This window comes from Pseudoalteromonas sp. APC 3691 (assembly GCF_030408135.1).
Taxonomy (GTDB): Bacteria; Pseudomonadota; Gammaproteobacteria; order Enterobacterales; family Alteromonadaceae; genus Pseudoalteromonas.
This window is the reverse complement of the sequence record NZ_JASDCB010000006.1, coordinates 1-23,133: the sequence shown is the minus strand read 5'-3', so window position 1 is coordinate 23,133 and position 23,133 is coordinate 1. Positions and strand designations below refer to the sequence as shown.

Genomic DNA, 23,133 nt, shown 5'->3' with positions numbered 1-23,133 from the left:
AATGAGTAAGCAATTGTTTGCTAATGAAAAAGTAATGAAACAATACCTCGGGGCTTTGTTATGTGAAGATGAGCCTGTAGATAACCTTGAGCCAGTTGCAAAATTACTTGAGCAAATCCCTGATGATTCACAACACAAGCATATTCATTCAAAACCTAAAGAACAATTAAAAGCAGCAGAGAGCACATTTGATAATGACTTGCTCAATGTTGAAATTGAGCCAATAGCTGAGCCAGCGTTTGAAACCGAAAAAGTTAATGAAGTGGTTGACGAGGAAGTAATAGCACCTGCAATTACTACTATAGAAAAGCCAGAGCTGGAGATTGTAACTACTAGCCAATCAGACTATTTTGATGGTGAATTTCAGGCACTATTTTTTGAAGTTGCTGGCTTGACCTTGGCTGTGCCATTAAAAGCACTAGGTGGAATACATCAATTAGGTGAAGTAAATCATTTGTTTGGTAAGCCAAAATGGTTTAAAGGCGTTATGCTCAACAGAGAAGAAAAGCTTAATGTTGTTGATACTGCGCGTTGGGTTATGCCAGAAAAATATGATGATAAATTAGAGGCATCTTTAGATTATCAATATTTGATTACATTAGGTGATAGCCAGTGGGGTTTATTAGCTGAGAAGTTGATAAATAACATTACATTGAGTAAAGAAGATGTAAAATGGCGTACAAATAAAAGCAAGCGCCCATGGCTTGCTGGCGTTATAAAAGAAAAAATGTGTGCTTTGATAGACGTAGATAATTTAAATATATTATTAGAGAAAGGCTTAGATAGCCGTCAGTAGTAATGACCATTACGGGGTAATAGCATGAATCAAGATAAATTACTGTCAGCAAATAAAAACGCAGATAATAACGATGAAATTTTACAGTGGGTTACGTTTAAGCTAGAGGAAGAAACCTACGGCGTAAATGTAATGCAAGTACAAGAAATACTTCGTTATACAGAGATAGCTCCTGTACCAGGTGCGCCTTCATATGTGATTGGTATTATTAACTTACGCGGCAACGTTGTTACCGTTATTGATACTCGCGCACGTTTTGGTTTGCTAGCTGCTGATGCAACTGACAACTCTCGCATCTTAATTATTGAAGCAGAAGAGCAAGTTATTGGTATTTTAGCCGACAGCGTATCGGAAGTGGTTTACTTGCGCAGCTCTGAAATCGACAGTGCGCCAAATGTTGGTACTGAAGAAAGCGCTAAGTTTATTCAAGGTGTTTGTAACCGCGATAATGAATTACTGATTTTGGTTGATTTAAATAAGTTACTCAGTGATGACGAATGGGATGAGTTAAGCGATATATAAGCTTTACCAAATAAATTATGGTGTTACTTAGTATAGCTATATCAGCGTTAGCGGTAGGACTTATATCGCTGGCGTTAATTATTGCATTAAAAAATAAACACGCGAATGAAATTAATGCTGTATCGCAGCAGCTTAAAGATAGCTCTGAGCAGACTCATATTTTGCGCAGTGAAATTTCGGAGATTAGAACCGGGCTCTTAAGTATTGGTAAGCGAGTGCTTGAAGTTGAACAACAAAACCAAGATTTAATGCAACAGCAAGCGGCGCAAAAATACGATGACCCTGATGCTAAAATTTACTCTCGTGCTGTAAAAATGGTTGAGTTAGGTGCAGACCTTGATGAAGTAATACGCGAGTGCGAACTACCACGAGCAGAAGCCGAATTACTATTTTCATTACATAAACAAAAAGGTGCTTAGCGCCTTTTTTTATGTGCGGATAAATTGGCTCAAGCCTTAATATTTAACTTACCTTGAAAATCCTGCCAACCTGGCGGAAATTGACCTCTTAATACATACGAAAACGCAATAAGCTCTGCAATAACATAATAAAGCTCTTTAGGAATTTCTTCTCCTAACTCTAAATGCGACAACGTTTTAGCAAGTGCTGCATCTTCGTGGATCATAATTCCTTTTAGTTTAGCCGCAGCTATTATTTCATCAGCTAATTCACCAAACCCCTTAACACTTACAGTGGGTGTGTTACCAGCTTCGTACAAAAGCCCAATGGCCGATTTATTAATCGGTGTTTCACTCATAGCTAAACCTTAATATTAATAATTGCGTGAGATTTATAGAATGCCTGATTGTTGGCATCGCCTCGCCTTAAATTGAGCTCGCCAACTTGTAAGCCATGTTTAGCTAGTTTTGATCTTAAATTATCTAAGTGAGGGTGAGCAATTGCACTTACTTCTTGGCTCGAGGCTAATAGCTGGCAATCGATTGCTTTATCCATTAACTCTGCAGTAATTTGTAGCTGCCCAAGTTGGGCATAATCAAAGTTTAATCTGACAAACCATACATTTTTATCTTCTAATTTACCGGCGCTTGGCTTTTTATACTGTCCAAGTGTTATTTCTGTTTGGGCTGCTTCTGGAGGTAATCTCATCGGTAATAAAAATTGTGCAAGCGGGTTTGTGTCTGACTGTTGATTTGGTGTTGAGACACTTACTTGGGTAAGTGTGTTTTTAACGTGTACGATTTCGCTGGCCAAAGCTTGTACTTGAGCTTGTTGAAGCTGTTCAAGCATTTTTGCTCCCGTGTTACCCATTTTAAAAGTAGGTATAAGTACTTGTAAGAGAGCATCTAAGCCAGTTTGATTATTAAAACTGATAGGCGTTACGGATTGGCTAATCAGAGGCGCAGCTAAAATACTCACAGCCACCTGCTCAAGCCCTTTAGTGAAACTACTTTGCAGCATATCACCCGCTAGTTGAGTGGGCTGTAAAGTAGCAAGTATCTCACGCTGTATGGTTGCAGGGTTTATGTTATTACTTGAAACCATACGGTTAAATGCTTGATTAATTAAGCGAGTTAAATCAGGGGTGTCTTTTATTGCCTTATTTGTAATATCAGTAATTTGACTGCTTAAAAGTTGTTTATTGTAAGCCAGCCTATCTGTAGGGGTTGTGGCATCAGGAAGCTTTAATAATGTACTTAATAGTTTTGCTTCTATTGGTTGTAGCATTTGACTACGAGAGGGCGCATTAGATAACGGCTCAGTTAACAAGGTAATGCTTTTAGTGTTCACTGTGCTTGTGTTGTTTTGATTGTTATCGTTTATTGCAAGCTGTGCTGAGGAGGTGGTAAGTCCTTTAGTGACTACTTCATTGGTAGGGTTAAGCAAGGTGTTCGATTTACTGTTTTCACTAGTAATAAGGGGTTTTAATTGGCTTGCTTTTAAATCACTTGGCTTAGCGCTCGCCACTTCACCTGGGGTAGTATTATTTGTTATTGGCGTGTAGGTTGTTGCTGTGTTAGCAGGTGTTTGCCAAACACTAACACTTCCTTTTACTAGTTGCGTTAATTGTACAATAGGCGGGAGCCTTGAAAAATGCTCTGACAAAATATTACTCGTATTGTTATTTAACGCAGTACTTACACTTTGAGTAATGTTAACTCTATTTAGCGGTGATTCACTCAGTTGTATAGCTAAAGACGTTTTTTGTTGCGTAGGCGAAGTTGATAGCTGCGTTAACTCAGATTTACTTATTGTAGCAAAAGGCTTATTTTCAAAATATTTAACCGCATCATTAATTCGCGTTTTTAAATCACTAAAACTATTTTGTAACCACGATTTTATTGGACTATTTAGGGTCAATAATGGATTTACTTTAATATTACTCGCAGAAACGGCTACTTCAGGTGCATTGCTTTTTTGCGCTAAAAGTAACTCGTTAAATGGTTTTGAGAATGAGTTGTTAAGCGTTACTTTTATATTGTTTGTATCAGTTTTAATAAATAATTTATCTGCCTGGTTTACTAAATTTACTTTAATCGGTGTATTAGGTAGCTCGGCAAGTTGTTGATTAGTAATAGGTGTTGTAAATGAACCTGACTTTTGAGGATGAGTTAAAATAGCCAGTTTTGGTGTTACTTGAAGCTGCGCACTGGGTAATAAGGCCGCGAGTAAATTAGTAAGTTTAGTTTGGCTAAGTGGTTGCGAGTGAACTGTATCAGCAAAGCGGTTAATAACATTAATCTGTGCGCCTTTATTAGTCGTACTAACAACTACTTTTAAAGGCTGTTCAGTTGTAAGTAACTGGGCTACGTCTTTATTTATGGCAATATTTGCGTTGAGTTTATCAATAACTAACTTGGGAGACGGGGATACAGCAACCTGTACATCCATTGGTTGGCTTTGTACCTCAGTGCCCGTGCTTACATAATTTAACAAGCGCTGTAATTGTACTGGCTGATTTAAAGTAAGGGTTGTACTGTTTGGCGAGATGTTGAGCTGCTTACCATCAGGGCTGATTTGTATGTTAGCACTGACTATTTTTTGCAGGTTTTGTGGTGCGCTTGAAGTGCCAAGCCTTAATGTTTGCCAATGTTTATCAATAAATACATCAAGCGTAATCGAGTCTTTCGAAAATTGGATGTTTTTAGCCGCAAGTACCTCACTAGGTAACTGTGGTAACTCATTGGTCTGGCTGTGAGCAGATTGATTGATAACCAATGAGTTAGATAATGTTATTTGCGTTGGTGTATTCATTATTTTAAATCAAGTTTTTGTTAATCGATTATAAAGCAATATTCGTATTACCCTATCATTATGGTAGACTAACGCCTAATTTTTGGCAGAGAGAATCGTCATCTTGTTACACATTAAGTCCGTCACCTGCATCAAGCAAGATCGTTGTTTGTTTGCGGATCTTAATTTTAGCCTTAATAGCGGTCAAATCATGCAATTAGCGGGTCCTAATGGGGCTGGTAAAACATCGCTATTGCGTATTATTGCTGGCTTTTCTGTGCCTGATGAAGGGTCTGTTCTGTTCCAAGAACAACCTATATCTAAGTACTATGAAGAGTATGCCAGAGAGCTGCTTTTTATAGGGCATAAAACAGGTGTAAGTACTCAGCTTAGTGCAGTTGAAAATGTTCGCCACTGGTTACAAATCAATGGCTACATAAATGAGCCTGATTTATATCCTATTTTAGCGCAACTTGGCCTTGTTGGACTCGAAGATGTACCCGTTAGAATGCTATCTGCTGGACAACAACGACGTGTAGCGCTAGTTAGGCTTTGGTTAAGTGATGCTAAATTATGGGTACTTGATGAGCCATTTACCGCGCTTGATAAAAGCGGTGTCGCCTTTTTACAGCAGCGATTTACTGAACACTTACAAAGCGGTGGTGCCATTTTATTAACGACCCACCAAGACTTAACGACCCACTTTAGTAACTTACAAACGGTTACACTGGAGTATCGCCACTAATGACTCGTCAACACTCTTATTGGTTGCTATTTAGTGCGGTATTTACCAAAGATGTAAAACTTGCGTTTCGCCAGCGCGCCGAAATTGTAAATCCTATTTTATTCTTCTTAATTGTAATTTCATTATTTCCGTTAGCAATAGGGCCTGAGCCCGGTCTACTTGCGAGAATGGCGCCAGGTATTATTTGGGTTGCCGCATTACTCTCTACCATGTTGGGCCTAGATAAGTTGTTTAGGGATGATTTTAACGATGGCTCGTTGGAGCAGTTAATTGCATCCTCTTATCCATTATCGCTAACCGTACTCGCTAAAGTGGCTGCTCATTGGGTGGTAACAGGTTTACCACTTGTATTAATGACCCCGTTGTTTGCGTTGTTGTTAAACCTAGAAAGTACGGCATTAACAGCAACCGTTTTAACATTATTATTAGGCACACCATTATTGAGCTTTATTGGCGCAATAGGCGCTGGGCTTACTGTGGGGCTACAAAAAGGAGGTATTTTGATGAGTTTACTCGTACTGCCTTTGTATATTCCTGTTTTGATTTTTGCAACGTCGGCTATCGATACCAGTACAATGTCACTGGATTATAGTGGGCAGCTTGCCATCCTTGGTGCAATGTTACTTATTGCTATTATTAGCGCACCAATTGCCATATCGTCAGCTTTAAAAGTGAGTGTAAGTTAATGTGGAAGTGGTTACATCCCTATGCTAAAGCAGAGCGTGCATACCAGTTATGCAATACGTTACTGCCTTATTTTGCCGTAGTTACCGTAGTTAGTATGATTGTTGGATGGGTATGGGGGCTTGGTTTTGCACCTGCCGATTACCAACAAAAAGACAGCTACCGTATCATCTTTATTCATGTGCCTTCTGCCATTTTATCCATGGGCGCCTACTCCTCAATGGCAATTGCCGCCATTGTTGCACTTGTATGGCAACTACGAAATGCCGAGCTTGCTGTTATTGCTATTGCGCCTGTTGGTGCATGTATTACTGCTATAGCGCTAATTACTGGCGCTGCATGGGGTAAGCCTATGTGGGGGGCTTGGTGGGTATGGGATGCACGTTTAACGTCTGAGCTTATTTTATTATTTTTATATCTTGGTGTGCTTTCGCTTTACCATGCATTTGAAGATAAGAAGTCAGCAGGGCGTGCGGCTTCTATTTTAGCAATTGTTGGCGTAATTAATTTACCTATTATTCATTACTCTGTTGAGTGGTGGAATACGTTACATCAAGGTGCAAGCATTACAAAGCTAGACACAAAAGCAATAGATCCAAGTATGTTCTGGCCTCTTATGGTTAATATTTTAGCCTTTGCTGCTTTTGTTGGAACAGTGACTTTAATTCGTCTTAAAAATGAAATTTTGCAACGTGAAAAGCACCGACCGTGGGTGCGCTCGTTGTTAAATAAGGGGTAATTATGCAGTTTGACTCTTTTTCTGATTTTATTGCAATGGGAGGTTATGGATTTTATGTCTGGCTTTCTTTTGGTACATGCGCACTTATTTTACTCGGTATTTTAGTGAACTCTTTGAGAGACACCAAGCGTATTATGGCTTCAGTGGAGCAACAAATAATACGTGAAGCGCGAATTAAAAAAGCTAAGCAGGAACAAATCTCATGAATCCTAGACGTAAAAAGCGCCTATTGGTAATTATTGCCGTACTGTTTGGTATTGGTGGATCAATTGGTTTAGTGCTTTATGCACTGCAAGAAAATATTAATCTTTTTTATACGCCAAGCGAATTAATTGATGGCAAAGGCCCTAACAAAGAAAAACCACATATAGGTCAAAAGTTACGTATTGGCGGCATGGTTGTGCCAGGCACGGTTGAGCGTAATGAACAAAGCTTACAAGTAAGCTTTAAGCTAATAGATACAGGTCCATTAGTGACAGTGCGTTATCAAGGCATATTGCCAGACTTGTTTCGTGAGGGGCAAGGCATTGTAGCGCAGGGCGTATTAGTCGAGCCTAATGTTATTGAAGCATTTGAAGTGCTAGCAAAGCATGACGAAGAATATATGCCAGCAGAAGTTGCAGAGGCAGTTAAAGGTATTAAGCACGAAAAACCAAAATACAACTTAGATAGTGGTAATTAGCTATGATCCCAGAAATTGGTTATTTTTCTTTAACGCTTGCCATGGTGCTAAGCGTTTTACTGTGTATTTTTCCTCTTTGGGGCGCGCATACTGGTAATCTTCGATTAATGCGTGCGGCTCCATCTTTAGCAATAGGCCAGTTTGCTTTTGTACTAATCTCTTTTGCTGCACTTATTTATGCAAGTTTAACAGACGACTTTACCGTATCTTACGTAGCGTATCATTCAAGTAGTACGCTGCCTTGGTACTATAAAATCACCTCTACGTGGGGCGGTCATGAAGGCGCTATTTTACTGTGGTTAGTAATGCAAGCAGGTTGGACCGCCGTTGTCGCTGCGCGTTCTAAATCATTGCCTTGGGTGTTACGTGCTCGCGTATTGGGCGTACTTGGCTTTTTAGGTGTGGGTTTTATGATGTACACCTTACTACTTTCAAGCCCGTTTGAGCGCCTACTTCCTTATTTCCCTGTTGAAGGGCGTGATTTAAATCCGTTACTTCAAGATCCGGGCATGATTATTCACCCGCCATTACTGTACATGGGTTATGTAGGGCTATCAGTTGCTTTCTCTTTTGCTATTGCTGCGTTGTTAACCGGCAAACTTGATAACACATGGGCTAAGTGGTCACGTCCGTGGACAATGACTGCATGGGGCTTTTTAACGCTAGGAATCACAATTGGTAGCTGGTGGGCATATTCAGAGCTTGGCTGGGGCGGCTGGTGGTTCTGGGATCCAGTCGAAAACGCATCATTAATGCCATGGCTTGTTGCAACAGCATTACTACACTCATTAAGCGTAACCGAAAAACGTGGTGTATTTAAATCGTGGACCGTACTACTTGCTATCGCAGCATTTTCATTAAGCTTGTTAGGCACCTTTATTGTACGTTCGGGTATTATTGTATCGGTGCATGCTTTTGCAACAGACCCTGATAGAGGCTTATTTATACTCGCCTTTTTAGGCATCGTTGTAGGTGGTGGCTTAGCGTTATATGCACTGCGTGTATCGCAAGTACATAGTGAAGGCCGATACAAGTTTGTATCACGCGAAGTGGCGTTATGGCTCAATAATATATTTTTAGTAGTTGCTACATTAATCGTATTACTGGGTACGTTATTACCTATGGTTCATAAAGAAATGGGCTTGGGCAGTATTTCTATTGGCGAACCATTTTTTAATAAGATGTTTGCAATAATTTTAGTACCATTTGCTATTTTGATGGGTATAGGACCATTTTTACGCTGGAAGCAAAATAAATGGGCTTTCTTACAAAACAAAATATTAATGGGCGTATTAGCCAGTGTAGTGATTACCTGTGCTTGGTTGTTTTCAAGTTACGATTTAGTAAAACCACTTACGCTACTAGCCACTACGCTTGCGGTTTGGATTGCCATATCAACTGGGATCGACATTTACACTAAATCTGCTGTGCATGGCACCTTAAAAGAAGGTTTAAAACGCTTAGGTGTAAGTTACTGGGCTATGGTGCTTGGGCATATTGGTATTTCGTTTGTTATTGCAGGTGTAACGCTTACATCGGCGTATTCGGTTGAGCGTGACGTATCGATGAAACAAGGCGACACAGTTCAGCTTAACGAGTATGAATACCGCTTTGATGGTGTTAAAACTATTCGCGGGCCGAACTACAGTGGTCATGCTGGTGTTGTATCGGTGCTTAAAAATAATGAGCTAGTAACACGCTTACATGCCGAAAAACGTAAGTATGATATTGGTATGCAGTTTATGACCGAGGCGGCCATAGATGCAGACTTTACACGTGATTTATACTTAGCGTTAGGTGAGCAGTTGAGCCAAGGTGCATGGTCACTTCGCATTTATCATAAACCGTTTGTTCGTTGGATGTGGATTGGTGGTGTGCTTATTTCCCTAGCTGGATTTATGATTTTATTTGATAAACGCTACCGCACATCAGCTAAAACAGCGCGTAGAGCTGCATCGGAGAATGTTTTATGAACCGTAAAATTTTAGCTATTGCGCCGCTTTTAGTATTTGCTTTTGTATGTGTATTTTTATACCAAGGCCTTTTTGCTAATCCTCGTGAAATTCAAACGGGTCGGTTAGGTCAAGAAATGCCAGCATTTAATTTACCTGATTTAATGCAAGACAATAAGCCGTGGACTAACGAGTCTTTAAAAGGCGAAGTTTACTTACTAAATGTATGGGGTACTTGGTGCCCAACATGTTTAGTTGAACTTGGTTATTTAACTAAGTTACGTGAGCAAGGCGTTAAAATTATTGGGCTTTATTACGTACAAGGTTACGACGCCGACTTTGATGGCCCGTTTGATATGCAATCACTTCGAACAGAAGTGAGCGATATGCTGCAACGTGCGGGTGACCCATATCAATTTAATATCTTGGATTTACATCGTACTTTGTCGTTGGATTTAGGTGTTTCGGGTGCGCCTGAAACATTTTTAGTCGATAAAAACGGCACTATTTTGTTGCATCACACGGGCGATATAAACCCGCGAGTATGGCGAGCTAAATTTGCGCCAATTATGCAGGAGCTTAAATAATGAAATGGTTACTACTTACGCTTAGCCTTTTTGTAAGCATCAGTGCGTTTGCAGAGCAAGATCGCTATCAATTTGATAACAACAAACAAGCGATATTGTTTGAAGAGCTAACTAAAGAGCTGCGCTGTCCTAAGTGTCAAAATCAAAACATTGCGGACTCTGACGCTGTTGTTGCTAAAGACTTGCGCGATAAAGTGCTCGTATTGGTTAAAGAAGGTAAGAGCAAAGACGAAGTGATTGATTACATGATTGACCGCTTTGGCTATTTTGTTCATTACGACCCACCAGTTACACCAGCGACTTTAGTACTTTGGGTATTACCTGTATTAATTGTCATAGTCGGCTTTGGTTTTATTGTTATTCGCCAGCGAAAAGCATCAGTAAAACAAACGTGGAGCAGTGACGACGAAATGCTGTTAGCTAAGCTAATTGAACAAAATAAACGTCAGGAGCAAAGTTAAATGATTTTAATGTGGGCGTGTTTTGCTTTACTCACACTGGTTGCTCTTGGGTTTGTGATGTTGCCTTTTTTAAAAAAAGAGCGCGTTCAAACAATTACTCATAACGCCAATGCTGAGCTAATTAGCATTTATGAGCAGCGTTTAGTTGATTTACAAACCGATTTAGATAATCAGCGTATTGATACCGTAAATCATGCAGAATCAATTATTGAATTAAAACGCCGTTTATTGAATGAGTTATCACCAGAAAAATCACTAAACAGCAAAGGTAATAATCGTATTTTTGCTTTAACTGGTGGCGCATTTGTTCTTGCTCTAACAGGTGTTTTTTATGGTTTAACGGGTAGCCAGCAGCAAATTTCGGCTTGGCATGATGCAATGGATAATTTAGCTGATTACGGCGAGCGTGCTGTAATGCAAAAAGGTGAGCCGCTTAGCCAAAATGAGCTGCAGGCTTTTGCATTAGCACTTCGTACAAAGCTTAGCCGCTCAGGTGATGACGAAGTCGCTTGGATGCTACTTGGACGAGTTGCTATGTCGCTTAATGAATTTGACATGGCGCAGCAGTCATTTGATAAAGCACTTCGTATGAATCCTGATAATATGCAGGTACTTATTAGTTACAGCCAAGTTTTATTACTAGAAGGCAGCGAAGCTAATATGACCCGTGCGGCAGGTATGCTCTCAAAAGTACTAAAAGTAGAGCCTACCAATTTAGATGCAATTTCGTTATTAGCACTCATTGCTTATGAGCGTAAAGATTGGCCTCAAGCCAAAGCTGCATTTGAAGTTTTACTTGCGAGTATGGAAAAAAATGATTCTCGTTATAGCATGATCTCTGAGCGTATCGCTGATATAGAGAAGCAAATGCAAACGGATGGCTCTGTTATGCCAGTTACTACAACGGGTGCTATTGCAGTTACAGTCGACATTGCAAAAGAGCTTATAGATAAACAGCCAAAAGACGGTATCTTGTTTATATTTGCAAAAGCAGCAAGTGGTTCGCCAATGCCATTAGCTGCTGTTAAACTCGCTAAATATTCATTTCCAATTACAGTTGAGTTGAGTGATAGTAGTGCAATGGTTGCAGGGCTTAACTTATCTAGTGCAGAAAATATTATTATTTCGGCGCGTATTTCTATAGATGACTCGGTTATGCCAAGTTCTGGTGAGCTAGAAGGTCATTCAGAGTCGTTAAAGCGTGAAAGTGTAAGTGACTACCAACTTCAAATTGATACATTAATACCTTAAGGACGTTAGATGTTAAAACACAGTTTTACTTTTTTATGTTTATTGATACTAGCCGGGTGTGCTCAAGTACCACAAAGCAAAGTAGATGATAGAGATCCGCTGCAAAGTATTAATCGTCCATTATATGACTTTAATATGGATGTACTGGATGCTTATTTATTGCGCCCAGTTGCTGTAGGTTATGTTGAAGTAACGCCTGTACCGGTAAGAAACGGTATTGTTAATTTTACAGGTAATATTACAGCACCTGTCGATATGATTAATGCGGGTTTGCAAGGTAAGCCGGGTAATGCAAGTGTGAGCTTAGCGCGTTTTTTAGTTAACTCTACGGTTGGTATTTTTGGTATTTTTGATGTTGCCAGTTCACTTGGTCTTGAAATTGTAGATGAAGACTTTGGACAAACGTTAGGTGTATGGGGCGTGGGTGATGGCGCTTATTTAATGCTACCTGGCATGGGTCCTACAACAGCACGTAACCTGACCGGTGATGTAGTCGACAACTTTGTATTGCCTGAAGTTGCGCTAACGACTCCACAAACTATTCTAGTGTTTGTTTTAAAAGCCGTTGAGGCGCGTGCATCATTAATCCCACAAGAAGGGTTACTAAATGATTCACTTGATCCGTACTTATTTGTAAAAGATATTTACTTTCAGCGTCAAATATACGAGCTGTACGATGGCAACCCACCTATAAAAGAAGAGCCAGCTGATTTTGATGAAGACTTTTTAGAAAGTTTATAATTGAAAAGCCACTCATAAAAACGCCAGCTAAATGCTGGCGTTTTTATTGACTGTTTATATATAATCTGAACTTTGGCTAGAGAAAAATAAACTTAAGTATCATTATGATTCAATATATTAGTAAATACCTTAACCAGAGTTCGGGTTACTTATTTTTCGTTAACTATTAACTGCATTTGCTCATTAACCCAAGCTAGCGCTTCATGATAGGCATCAGGAACTTTTTCACCTAGGTTTAGCTCTTTCGTTAATTCGTTTGCGGCTGACCAGTTAGCTTGTTCATAATACTTAACTAAGTTTAAATATTTTGCCAGCAACCCCTCATCGTTTAATAACGCTGCTTTTATGTCATTCGAAAGTGGAAGCTTTTTCATAACGCTTTCCATACTCTCATCTAAAATAGCATCCATAAGAGACATCATACCGGTTAAAAATGCCATGCCGGTATCTTTAAATTGTCCATGGGATATAGCGAGTAACTCACCAAAACGAGCGCGCGTAAGCGATAGCCTAATTAGCTCTACAGGTTTATCTGCTGATACTTGCGCTGCAAATAATAATGATAATAGTTTTTTAATTTCGTTAGCACCAAGCACTATAAGGGCTTGCTTAATGGTACTTATTTCAGCACGCCTTGCAAAGGCAGCAGAATTTGAATACCTAAGTAATTTGTAAGATAGGTTTACATCACGCTCAAACACATCAGTGATTTTTTTAAGATCCATATCAACGCTTGATGTTTCGTAAAGTAATTCAGCTAATGCCATTTCTGAAGGCGGTAGAGCCTTACTTTGTACCATTTCAGGTTTTGAGAAGAAAAATCCTTGGAAATAATCAAAACCAAGCTCTAGAGCTTGTTGGTAAATTTCATAGGTTTCTACTTTTTCGGCAAGTAACTTAATATGCGAGTGCAGTTTTAAATCATTAAGAACCGTTTTTATTGTATCTATATCAGATGCTAAAAAGTCTATTTTAATAATATCAATAAATGGGTAAAAATGACGCCATACAGGTTGATGAATATAGTCATCAAGAGCAATAGTGTAACCTTTATCTTTTAAATCTTTAACGATAGCTAATAAACGCTTACCAGGCTGGATAGTTTCAAGTATTTCTACAACTATAGTGTCTTTACCTAGTAGTGTAGGGTAACCCTTTGATAGTGTTTCTAGGGTGAAGTTTATATAGGCAGGTTTATTGTCGGTTAAATCTTCTAAACCAAAATTAAACTGGCTACCCTCTATAAGTCGTGTAGTTGCCTCGTCACCGTCTATATCGGGAAATACGTTATCAACGCCATCGCGAAATAAAAGTTCATACCCGATGAGCTTTTTATCTCTGTCTAAAATTGGTTGGCGTGCAGCGTAAAAATACATAAATAGTTCCGTAAGATTAATGTAATTAGTTATTGTAATAATATATGGCAAAAGACTCAAAATAGCATTACGTATATTTGCTAGATTAATAAATTATCATTATAAATTAAGGTGTTTCTTCTATTTAATTTATTATATTTTACCAATTCGCTTTAAAATTATTCAACATGAGTATTTTTGTATCAGCTGGAAGCAACAAGTTGGAGATTTTATTGTTAGGCATGATATAGTCAGCGAGAATGGTTTTTATCCTAATAGTGTCTTTATTATAATATTTTAAGAGTCAATATTCGGATCAAGAGCCTGTTATTAATAATTATGCGGAGGCTAATTTGGAAACAGGAATGATTATTTCACTAGCATTATATTTTGTTGTAATGTTAGGTATCGGACTATATGCATATAAGCAATCTACTGGCGATGTATCAGGTTACATGTTAGGTGGACGAAATCTATCACCAAGTGTTGCTGCACTATCTGCAGGTGCATCTGACATGAGTGGCTGGATTTTAATGGGCCTACCTGGTGCGATGTTTGTTACTGGTTTTAGTAGTACATGGATAGCAATTGGTTTGGTGATTGGTGCTTGGTTAAATTACCTGTTAGTTGCACCTAGATTACGTGTGTACACTGAAAAAGCAAATGACTCTATAACAATCCCAGATTACTTCTCAAATCGCTTCAATGATAAGTCAAACTTATTACGTGTTGTATCAGCTGTTGTGATTATAGTCTTCTTTACTCTTTACACGTCATCTGGTGTTGTAGCCGGCGGAAAATTGTTTGAAAGCTCATTTGGTTTAAGTTATGAAGTGGGTTTATACATTACAACGGGTGTTGTTGTTTTATACACTTTGTTTGGTGGTTTTTTAGCGGTTAGCTTAACTGATTTCGTGCAAGGTTGTATCATGTTCATCGCACTGATTCTAGTGCCTACTGTTGCATACTCTTTACTTGAACAACCTCTGGAATCTACTTTACATAGTGTAAATCCAGATATGCTTAACTGGATTGGAGCAGGCTCTGCATTAGGTATTATTTCTGCAATGGCATGGGGTTTAGGTTATTTTGGTCAACCACATATCATCGTTCGTTTTATGTCGGTACGTAGTGTTAAGGATATGCCTAAAGCTCGCCGTATTGGTATGACATGGATGATTGTTGCTGCCCTTGGTGCTGTTGGTACTGGTATATTTGGTGCTGCTTATACTTATGAAAATAATATTGTAGTTGAAGATCCTGAAACGATTTTCCTAATTCTTTCTGAGTTATTGTTTCACCCACTTATTGCTGGCTTTTTACTAGCTGCAATTTTGGCTGCTATTATGAGTACTATCTCATCGCAATTGCTAGTAAGCTCAAGTTCATTGACTGAAGATTTATATAAAACATTTTTACGTAAAGATGCTAGCGACTTTGAATTAGTTACTGTTGGTCGAATTAGCGTTGCATTTGTTGCCCTGTTTGCAATTTATTTAGCGTACGATAGAGATAGCTCTATTTTAGACCTAGTAAGTAATGCATGGGCAGGCTTTGGTGCTGCTTTTGGACCACTTGTATTGTTTAGTCTTTATTGGAAACGTATGAATTTTGCTGGCGCCTTATCTGGTATGTTAGTAGGTGCGTTTACAGTGCTTGTTTGGATTTATGGTCCGTTTACTATTAATGGTGAAAGTTTAAGTAGCTTTATGTATGAAATAGTACCTGGCTTTATTTTAGCGAGTATCGCAATTGTTGTTGTTAGCTTAGTAACAAAAGAGCCAGAGCAAAACATCACTGCTTTATTTGATGAAGTAGAAAAAGAGCTTTAAATAGCAATTACTATTCATTTTAAAATGAGTAGTAAGTAATACCAATCCGCGATAAGACTTAATCATTTTGCGGTGCTAAACGTGTTGTTACCGGCGTTAAAAAATTATCATTTAGAACAACTAAATATCAAATTTTTTGCCTAGCTATCAACACGTTTTTCCATCCTCAAAATAGATCACTTAATTAAGCGAATTGGTATAATAAAAAAGGGAGCAACTAAGTTGCTCCCTTTTTTATTTAGTTTGTCCCGTCCGAGGAGAGGGCAATCTACGAGTTAACTTGCTTTTTTATCGTTGTTATCTTCAATTGATGCAACGTTATCTGACTTTTTACTTTTTGCTGGCGCTTTGGTAACAACTGGATCTTTGCCGCCCTTTAATATGGTCATAAAGTCATCTTTGCTTTTCGCTATTTCTAATGCAAGTGATTCAATTTGTTGCTCACTAAGCGGTACGTCTACCTTTTCTAGCATTAGCTCAAGTGATTCTGCTATATCGAGCATCTTGTCATAAGCATCAGCTTCTTTTTTGGTAGTAAACGTCATACGCTCGACTCCGTTTCGTTCTACAACATATTTAACAACAACAGCCATGATTTCTCCTGCAAAATTGCTTGGCACCGTGGTTTGTAAAAACCATTAGATTACTGTTTTTATGTACAGTAATGGTTTGGGCGTAAATTTGCAAGCGCGAAGTATTAATTTTTAGGTGTCTTAAATTTGACAAAAAACGGTAACTTTACTTTAGTTAAGCAATCACTTTGTTGTACCAGCTGCATTTTCAGGATTTCGGATCATAGTGATAATGCGTTTAGGTACACTTTAAGTGATGAGCTTTTCAGTTCCTTACTTTTTGGTTTTCCTGAGCAACATTCAAAATTAAGAAAAGAAGAATAGGGACAAGTTTGATGAAAACGTTAAAAAATTTATTCATAATAAGCTTATTATGCTTACTACCTGCAACTACCGTATATGCACAACTATCGGAAGTAACTAAGCAAATGCCTCAAGTTGAGACAATTAGTATAAATAATGCTGATGCAGATATGCTTGCTAAGCTACCGGGTATAGGTAAGAAAAAAGCGCAGGCAATTGTGGATTACCGTGAAGAAAACGGCGAATTTAAAAGCGTTAGTGATTTATCGCAAGTTAAAGGAATTGGTAAAAAACTATTAGCCAAATTAGAGGGGAAAATTTCACTTTAATAGCAGTAGATAACAATCAGGGCGCTATGCGCCCTGATTAAATTGTTTTAATGCATCGCTTAAGTGTTTTTTAGCAAAGTTGATTTCAATAGGTGTTGTTAAAAGTGGGTAGCAAAGTCCGCCGAGTATCAAAAACGGGATTAATATCCAACCTTTAAATACCGTGAATATTAAAAATAGTGGACTTAGTAATATTAATTTAATAATACTTAGTAACACTTTATCAGTTGGCGATAACATACTTAAAGAAAGTGCTATTACGTCTTGGCGCTTGCGTACCTTTAGGTGCTTAAGCTCATCTAATTGGCTTGAAAAAAATGTAAACATATCAAATCGACTTTTTAATTAATAAACGGCCAATAACTATAATAAATAGTGTTAGTGAGAAAATCCCAAATATAATTTCCATCCAAGCAGGCATGCTCAAACCAACAAATTGCCAATCTATATTTCCACAATCCCCGGTCGCCTGAAAAAAGCTAGGTATCCATTCATGTAACGGCATAAACGATGGGAAGTTTGGTTCAAACTCACAGCTAAATGCAAAAGGGTCTGTGGTGGTTTGCATATCAATATGCTCGCGAGCAATTAAATATCCCCAAACACTCGATACACCCCAAATTACATACGCTAATATACGAACTGCTTTGCTCTGTGGTTTAGTCGAACCTACGATTCCTGCGCCTAATAGACCCAGTACGGCTGTTCGTTGATATATGCACATTATGCAAGGCGCCAATCCCATTTGGTATTGAAAGAAAAGGGCGGTCACTTCAAGTAAAAAAACGATAGCTGTAAATAAAAGCCACGGGGTACGTTGGGTGGGTAATTGCGCAAGCCAGTTCATAAAAATTCCGCGTTTAAATAAGACGTTAGATTATGACCTAGGATAATGTATGCGGCAACAAAAAGGAAAAAAAAGCTACCGAAGTCGCTTTTTATAAGATGAAATTATTGATCACTCAATGCAGCCTCAGCAGAGGCTACATGACGCTCTACTTAGTTCCCATTGATACATAAGCTTAGTTATATCGCTTACTTATACAACATTGGTACATTGCCTAATCAATTCTTTAAAGTTGCGGTTAGAACACTCTGTTGCATAGGTGTTCCTTTTTAATGTACTTATGTGTTTTAAGTTGATTCAGTTAGGTATGGTGTAAATAAAATATCAATAATTACAATGTACCTACAATGAATATTGCTCTGTATATTTATACATTGTAGCGATATTAGAGAAACCTAAATTTTATTATTTATTAATCTTTAATTTCTACTCATTTGCTTATTAATATACCTGACTTTACTTGTTAGTTATGCTTCGTCTGGTACAATCAGTCAGTTATTCGTGTAAAACGATGAGTGTTGATTAATTCGAGTGGGAACTGGATGAGAATTTTTAAAGCGAAAAGCCCAGCAGGATTTGCTGAAGAATATATAGTTGAATCTATTTGGAACGGCGATTTCCCTCCAGGTTCAATTCTACCTGCCGAGCGAGAACTTTCAGAGTTAATTGGTGTAACAAGAACGACCTTGAGAGAAGTATTACAGCGTTTAGCACGTGATGGTTGGTTAACAATTCAGCATGGTAAACCAACAAAAGTAAATAACTTTTGGGAGACGTCTGGCTTAAATATTCTTGAAACACTAGCGCGCTTAGATGAAGACAAGATGCCAGAGCTGACAGATCAGCTTTTATCTGCACGTACTAATATTAGTGCTATTTATACACGTGCTGCAATTAAGTTAAATCCTGAACGTGTAATTGAAATTTTATCACAAAGTCATGAGCTAGAAGATACTGCGCAGGCATTTGCTGACTACGATTACAAAGTTCATCACGAATTAGCCGTTGCGGGTAATAACCGTATTTATGTATTAATACTCAACGGTTTTAGAGGTTTTTATTCAAAGATTGGTTGTCATTACTTCTCTGATGCTGGAACTCGTGAACTTGCTCGTCAGTTTTATAAAGATTTAACAATCTTGGCAGAAAATAAAGAGCACGATGGTGCTATTTCGATGATGCGTAAATACGGTCATCAAACAGGTGAGATTTGGCAAAAAATCCGAGGTGATATGCCCTCAGATATAATGGATTAAATCTAAACGAGAAACCTGCATTTGCAGGTTTTTTTGTACCTGTAAAAATTAATACCACATTATATGAATTTTTAAACAATTTAATGTATTAACCTTTCTTCAGTAACGTCAAAAGTTCTATCTAATTACAACGCAATTTACACTTCAAAATAGACCTATTATTCAAGCAGATTAATGCAAGTTGTAAGTGTTCGTTATTTTCGATTGCTCACATCGTTAAATGCGATTGTTCTTTTGTAGTGAATAACTTTAAAATGACAGTTAATTATATGTGTGCGCTATTGGTTTTTAATTTTTAGCGCCCATATAAGTACCAGCATTGCGAAAGCAATTGAAAACAAACTCAAAATATTTGGAGAATAAAATGGGTGTATTAGTAGGCCGCCAGGCACCAGACTTTACCGCTGCAGCTGTTCTTGGTAACGGTGAAATTGTAGATAGCTATAACCTTCATGAAACAATTAAAGGTAAAAAAGCAGTTATCTTCTTTTATCCACTAGATTTCACGTTTGTATGTCCTTCTGAACTTATTGCATTTGATAAGCGTTTTGAAGAGTTTCAAAAGCGTGGCGTAGAAGTAATTGGTGTTTCTATCGATTCACAATTCTCACATAACGCATGGCGTAACACTGCTGTTGCAGACGGCGGTATTGGTAAAGTTCAATACGCACTAGTTGCAGATGTTAAACACGAAATTTGTAAAGCGTATGACGTTGAACATCCAGAAGCGGGTGTTGCATTTCGTGGTTCATTCTTAATCGACGAAGAAGGCAATGTACGTCACCAAGTAGTGAACGATTTACCACTAGGTCGTAACATCGACGAAATGCTTCGCATGGTTGACGCGCTAGCGTTCCACACTGAACACGGTGAAGTATGTCCTGCTGGTTGGACTGAAGGTAAAAAAGGTATGGACGCAAGCCCTGAAGGCGTTGCTAAGTTCTTATCTGAAAACGAAGGCGAGCTATAATTTAGCCCTTAGTTTTAAATAAAAAAACCGCCAATTGGCGGTTTTTTTGTGTCGTTTATTTAGAAAGAAAAGCTTACTTTAGTGTACAAGTAGCGGCCACGAGGATTATGCACAGCTGATGCATAACCGTATAAATCGCCATCGCCATCACCAATTGCAAATGGTGGCTCTTCATCAAATAAGTTATTAACACCTAAAGATATTTTAGCTGACTCAGTAATACGGTACGACGTTTGTAAATCAACAAGCGTTTGTGAGTCAATCATACGTGAAGTATTACTATCAAAGTCTAAATTGCCATCAAAGTCGATATCAGGCGTATCTTCAAATTCGCCTACATAACTGATATTTATATTGGTGTTAAACTCACCAATTTCCCAGTTGGTTGAGAAAATAAAGCGATGCTCTGGGTAACCATATTCACCCGTGTAATCACGACCATCTTTTTCAAACTTATCCTGATATGCCCACTCTAAATTAAATTTAAGTAAACCTAAGTCACCAAGAGAGTGGTTATAGTTTGCTGAAACATCAACACCAGATACTTCTTGCGATGATAAATTTTTAAATGTGCTGTGTATTTTTTGTATTGTGCCTAAGCTTGCACCGCCTGTAGGGGCTAAACGGACACATACGGTACTATTTTGGTTACCACATTCTGCAGCATAAATAGGACCAAATTCTTCTTCGTCGATTTTATTATCTTGAGTAATACTCCATACATCAACACTTAAACCAAACTCAGCTGTAGGTGCCCAGATAACGCCCACGTTCCATGATTCTGACTCTTCTGCTTGTAAATCAGGGTTACCAGAGAACTCAATGTTGTAATCAAGTGCTTGGCAATCTAATCCTGTTTGTTCACAGCGCTGTGTATCAACAAAAAATTGGCTTTTTTGTGATGGACCTAAGCCTATTTGCGCTAACGAAGGCGCTCTAAAGCCTTGCGCCCAAGAACCACGAACCGTTACTTTATCAGTCGGTGCCCAGCGCAGAGCTATTTTTGGATTTGTTGTTGTACCAAAGTCGCTATAATCATCGTAACGACCGGCTAATTGCAGTTCGAGGTTTTCAGCAAGAGGGATAGAAAACTCGACATAGGCTGCGTATTGTTCACGATCAGCAGAAGCTGATACTGATTCAGTACCAAATATTAAGCCACGTTGAAATTGATCATCAGGGATATCATTTACATCTTCTTCACGGTACTCAATACCGGCGGCCATCATTACAGCTTCGCCACCAAAACTAAACGCTTCACCTGTAATGTTAGCGTCAAAAGAGGTCATATGAGACTCACCACGACGCACTAAGCTGGTTGTGATTCTGTCAATTACAGCTGGGTCGTTATATGTGCCGCCAAATGGGTTATATCTGCCAGCATCAATTTCTTGTTGTAGAAAGTCAGTGCGTACCCAGCCTTGTGTACGATCGCCTGTTTGTAGTGATTTACTGCGACCTTTTTGTACCGCTGTCTCCCAGCTCCAATCGTTTATTTCGCCTTTCAACCCTGCAACGAAGCGTAAGGTGTCTGATTCAATGTCCCATTGGCGAGCGCCTGCATCTACTGTACGGTAACGTCCAATTTGAATGTCTTCACCAAATGGATTGTTTGGATGATTAGCGGGTACCGTAAGGCCTGCATCTTCATCAAGTGGTGTTGGTGCACCTGCCGCGACAGAGCTATTATGCTGAACAGCCATTTCTAAAAAGCCAGTAATACCGTTATCAAAGCGGTATTCAAATTGTGAAATAGCGCCTACACGCTCCGATGCTGGGGCAACATATCCATATGGGCCGTAATCAAATAAACAGCTACCACTTGAAGTTGCATTTTCAGCAGGACAGGCTGGGTCGATTGTTTTAACGTCATCGACAATAAAGTAGCCTGGGAAACCACGAGATGAACGGAAATCTTCACCACCATAAGGTGCTTGGTTTGCAGTGCCAAGGCTGCCCATTTCATCAGAAGAAAGAGATGTGTTTTTAAAGTAATCGATAATAACAGATGCACTACTTTTTTCGCTTGTTGTACCCCAAACTAGGCTTGCTGTTGTTTCTTCATAATTTGGACCATCTGTACCGCCATAGCCTAGGTTAATCTCAACACCATCAATATCTTTCTTTAAGATAACGTTCACTACACCCGCTACTGCATCTGAGCCATAGATAGCTGAAGCGCCATCTTTTAGTATGTCGATACGCTCAATAGCAGAAACAGGAATACTGTTAATATCTACAAATGAGTTGGTGATACCTTCAGCAAAGGCACTAATTGATACACGGCGACCATTAATTAGTACCAGTGTTGCATCGGCTCCTAAGCCACGTAAGCTTACTGCAGCTGAACCGTTAGCGGTTGAATCTTGGTTGTTACCACGAGTAGAGAAAGTACCGCTACCTGCTACAGGCATTCTTTCGAGGAGTTGCTGTAAATTATCGTAACCCATGTTTTCGATTTCAGCTCTACCGATTGATTGTACCGGAGAAGGCCCTTCAATATCAGTTCGCTTAATACGAGAACCAGTAACCTGAATTCGCTCTACTTTTTTAGCTTCTTCTGCTGCGTAGGCTGTTGTTGTAAAACCTGCTGATAATGCGAGTGTTGCGCCCACAATAATGCTTGGTGTAAATGCAGTTGATTGCTTCATCCTTAAGTCCTTGTTTATATATTGTAAAATTATTTGCTTAACAAGCGCGGGTATTAATATCATGTAACTTAAGTGTTAGCAATTAGCTTAATTTGTGATTTAAGTATTAGTTACAATGCTTTTTTGTGGGTTTTATGACCTTATTTATACTTTTTTTTCTAGGTGAAACTAAGCGTGAATAGGACATAGAGTTAATAATTATTATATAGCTAGATGAAGCCATGTGTGGAATAGCTAGTGATAGAAATAATTTGTAATAATTTATTTCTATAAATTAAAACTTATGTTTGTTTTTCTGCTTTTAATTTATTCAATTATGTAATACCAATTCGCAGTAATACTTAATCAATTTGAGGGGTTAAAGTTGATGCTAAAGGCATTGGAATTTTCTGATTTACGACTGCTAGATACAGGAGGTGGGGTAATGCAGGAGTAATTGCTGATAATGGCTAAGTAATATCAACCTGCATAAATCTTTGATCAATTTAACGAATTAAATTGCACTATAACGTCGTTAAAAATTTTTTATTTAGAACAACTAGGGGCTGTTGATCTTTGTAGTACATATATCAATCAGCCCACATTGGTAGCCACATCATAGTAAATGCTAAAGCGAGCATTGAATGATAATTTCGTTCAAGCTTTTCATACCGCGTGGCTATCCCT

The 23,133-nt window shown here is 38.6% G+C and carries 24 protein-coding genes and 1 pseudogene; 17 read left to right on the top strand and 8 right to left on the bottom strand.

What is annotated here, in order from left to right:
* Window position 1: 1 nt before the first annotated feature.
* Genes QL998_RS03260 through QL998_RS03250 form a run of 3 tightly spaced genes read left to right on the top strand, consistent with a single transcriptional unit; the run spans window position 2 to window position 1,737 of the window.
* The gene (locus QL998_RS03260; protein ID WP_024606202.1) at window positions 2-796 is read left to right on the top strand and encodes a chemotaxis protein CheW; all 795 of its coding nucleotides are present in this window, start codon (window positions 2-4) and stop codon (window positions 794-796) included.
* Between the two features lie 24 nt (window positions 797-820).
* Window positions 821-1,318: a chemotaxis protein CheW gene (locus QL998_RS03255; RefSeq protein WP_002959294.1), complete on the top strand. Its 498-nt coding sequence runs from the start codon at window positions 821-823 to the stop codon at window positions 1,316-1,318.
* Between the two features lie 17 nt (window positions 1,319-1,335).
* Complete coding sequence (locus tag QL998_RS03250; protein ID WP_024595394.1) at window positions 1,336-1,737, top strand: DUF2802 domain-containing protein; 402 nt, start codon at window positions 1,336-1,338, stop codon at window positions 1,735-1,737.
* Between the two features lie 29 nt (window positions 1,738-1,766).
* On the opposite strand, the gene QL998_RS03245 is transcribed toward QL998_RS03250, so the two are convergent.
* Window positions 1,767-2,075, bottom strand: coding sequence for an EscU/YscU/HrcU family type III secretion system export apparatus switch protein (locus tag QL998_RS03245; protein ID WP_138488715.1), 309 nt, complete (start codon window positions 2,073-2,075; stop codon window positions 1,767-1,769).
* A gap of 2 nt (window positions 2,076-2,077) precedes the next feature.
* The gene (locus QL998_RS03240) at window positions 2,078-4,531 is read right to left on the bottom strand and encodes a flagellar hook-length control protein FliK (RefSeq protein ID WP_290192149.1); all 2,454 of its coding nucleotides are present in this window, start codon (window positions 4,529-4,531) and stop codon (window positions 2,078-2,080) included.
* 103 nt (window positions 4,532-4,634) lie between these two features.
* On the opposite strand from QL998_RS03240, the gene ccmA reads away from it, so the two are divergent.
* Genes ccmA through QL998_RS03190 form a run of 10 tightly spaced genes read left to right on the top strand, consistent with a single transcriptional unit; the run spans window position 4,635 to window position 12,352 of the window.
* The gene (ccmA, locus tag QL998_RS03235; protein ID WP_100218342.1) at window positions 4,635-5,255 is read left to right on the top strand and encodes a cytochrome c biogenesis heme-transporting ATPase CcmA; all 621 of its coding nucleotides are present in this window, start codon (window positions 4,635-4,637) and stop codon (window positions 5,253-5,255) included.
* Window positions 5,255-5,941, top strand: coding sequence for a heme exporter protein CcmB (gene ccmB, locus QL998_RS03230; RefSeq protein WP_002959286.1), 687 nt, complete (start codon window positions 5,255-5,257; stop codon window positions 5,939-5,941). Before ccmA ends, ccmB begins: the two co-directional genes overlap by 1 nt.
* Entirely contained in the window at window positions 5,941-6,678 is a 738-nt protein-coding gene (locus tag QL998_RS03225; RefSeq protein ID WP_002959285.1) for a heme ABC transporter permease, read from the top strand. The genes ccmB and QL998_RS03225 overlap by 1 nt, the downstream gene beginning before the upstream one ends.
* A gap of 2 nt (window positions 6,679-6,680) precedes the next feature.
* The gene (gene ccmD / locus QL998_RS03220) at window positions 6,681-6,884 is read left to right on the top strand and encodes a heme exporter protein CcmD (RefSeq protein ID WP_002959284.1); all 204 of its coding nucleotides are present in this window, start codon (window positions 6,681-6,683) and stop codon (window positions 6,882-6,884) included.
* Entirely contained in the window at window positions 6,881-7,360 is a 480-nt protein-coding gene (ccmE, locus tag QL998_RS03215; RefSeq protein ID WP_002959283.1) for a cytochrome c maturation protein CcmE, read from the top strand. Before ccmD ends, ccmE begins: the two co-directional genes overlap by 4 nt.
* A 2-nt stretch (window positions 7,361-7,362) precedes the next feature.
* Window positions 7,363-9,333, top strand: a complete 1,971-nt coding sequence (locus tag QL998_RS03210; protein ID WP_290192148.1) for a heme lyase CcmF/NrfE family subunit — start codon at window positions 7,363-7,365, stop codon at window positions 9,331-9,333.
* Window positions 9,330-9,899, top strand: coding sequence for a redoxin family protein (locus tag QL998_RS03205; RefSeq protein ID WP_007585852.1), 570 nt, complete (start codon window positions 9,330-9,332; stop codon window positions 9,897-9,899). Before QL998_RS03210 ends, QL998_RS03205 begins: the two co-directional genes overlap by 4 nt.
* Window positions 9,899-10,360 carry a cytochrome c-type biogenesis protein gene (locus QL998_RS03200; RefSeq protein WP_007585854.1) on the top strand — a complete coding sequence of 154 codons (462 nt, stop codon included), beginning with the start codon at window positions 9,899-9,901 and terminating at the stop codon, window positions 10,358-10,360. Before QL998_RS03205 ends, QL998_RS03200 begins: the two co-directional genes overlap by 1 nt.
* Complete coding sequence (gene ccmI / locus QL998_RS03195; RefSeq protein ID WP_024606197.1) at window positions 10,361-11,611, top strand: c-type cytochrome biogenesis protein CcmI; 1,251 nt, start codon at window positions 10,361-10,363, stop codon at window positions 11,609-11,611.
* A 9-nt stretch (window positions 11,612-11,620) separates the two neighbouring features.
* Window positions 11,621-12,352, top strand: coding sequence for a VacJ family lipoprotein (locus QL998_RS03190; protein ID WP_007585858.1), 732 nt, complete (start codon window positions 11,621-11,623; stop codon window positions 12,350-12,352).
* A 149-nt stretch (window positions 12,353-12,501) separates the two neighbouring features.
* On the opposite strand, the gene QL998_RS03185 is transcribed toward QL998_RS03190, so the two are convergent.
* On the bottom strand, window positions 12,502-13,728 hold the full coding sequence (locus tag QL998_RS03185) for an HDOD domain-containing protein (RefSeq protein ID WP_290192147.1): 1,227 nt from the start codon (window positions 13,726-13,728) through the stop codon (window positions 12,502-12,504).
* A 332-nt stretch (window positions 13,729-14,060) separates the two neighbouring features.
* Between QL998_RS03185 and putP the strand changes: the two genes are divergently transcribed.
* Window positions 14,061-15,539, top strand: coding sequence for a sodium/proline symporter PutP (gene putP / locus QL998_RS03180; protein ID WP_101217622.1), 1,479 nt, complete (start codon window positions 14,061-14,063; stop codon window positions 15,537-15,539).
* 275 nt (window positions 15,540-15,814) lie between these two features.
* Here the strand turns inward: putP and QL998_RS03175 are convergent, their stop codons facing one another.
* A complete protein-coding gene (locus QL998_RS03175) occupies window positions 15,815-16,132 on the bottom strand; it encodes a YebG family protein (protein ID WP_007584105.1) in 318 nt (105 codons plus the stop codon).
* A 314-nt stretch (window positions 16,133-16,446) separates the two neighbouring features.
* Between QL998_RS03175 and QL998_RS03170 the strand changes: the two genes are divergently transcribed.
* Window positions 16,447-16,743, top strand: coding sequence for a helix-hairpin-helix domain-containing protein (locus QL998_RS03170; RefSeq protein ID WP_024589927.1), 297 nt, complete (start codon window positions 16,447-16,449; stop codon window positions 16,741-16,743).
* Window positions 16,744-16,767: 24 nt separating this feature from the next.
* On the opposite strand, the gene QL998_RS03165 is transcribed toward QL998_RS03170, so the two are convergent.
* The gene (locus tag QL998_RS03165) at window positions 16,768-17,070 is read right to left on the bottom strand and encodes a DUF6170 family protein (protein ID WP_182196604.1); all 303 of its coding nucleotides are present in this window, start codon (window positions 17,068-17,070) and stop codon (window positions 16,768-16,770) included.
* Window position 17,071: 1 nt separating this feature from the next.
* On the bottom strand, window positions 17,072-17,590 hold the full coding sequence (gene dsbB, locus QL998_RS03160) for a disulfide bond formation protein DsbB (protein ID WP_007584117.1): 519 nt from the start codon (window positions 17,588-17,590) through the stop codon (window positions 17,072-17,074).
* A 542-nt stretch (window positions 17,591-18,132) separates the two neighbouring features.
* On the opposite strand from dsbB, the gene fadR reads away from it, so the two are divergent.
* On the top strand, window positions 18,133-18,846 hold the full coding sequence (gene fadR, locus QL998_RS03155) for a fatty acid metabolism transcriptional regulator FadR (RefSeq protein ID WP_004335692.1): 714 nt from the start codon (window positions 18,133-18,135) through the stop codon (window positions 18,844-18,846).
* Between the two features lie 364 nt (window positions 18,847-19,210).
* Window positions 19,211-19,816, top strand: a complete 606-nt coding sequence (locus tag QL998_RS03150) for a peroxiredoxin C (RefSeq protein WP_007378637.1) — start codon at window positions 19,211-19,213, stop codon at window positions 19,814-19,816.
* A gap of 59 nt (window positions 19,817-19,875) precedes the next feature.
* Here QL998_RS03150 and QL998_RS03145 read toward each other — a convergent pair whose 3' ends face one another.
* Together QL998_RS03145 and QL998_RS03140 are read right to left on the bottom strand one after the other, a co-directional pair.
* On the bottom strand, window positions 19,876-22,467 hold the full coding sequence (locus QL998_RS03145; protein ID WP_290192146.1) for a TonB-dependent receptor: 2,592 nt from the start codon (window positions 22,465-22,467) through the stop codon (window positions 19,876-19,878).
* 569 nt (window positions 22,468-23,036) lie between these two features.
* Window positions 23,037-23,133: pseudogene (locus QL998_RS03140) on the bottom strand (IS5/IS1182 family transposase); the annotation flags it as partial.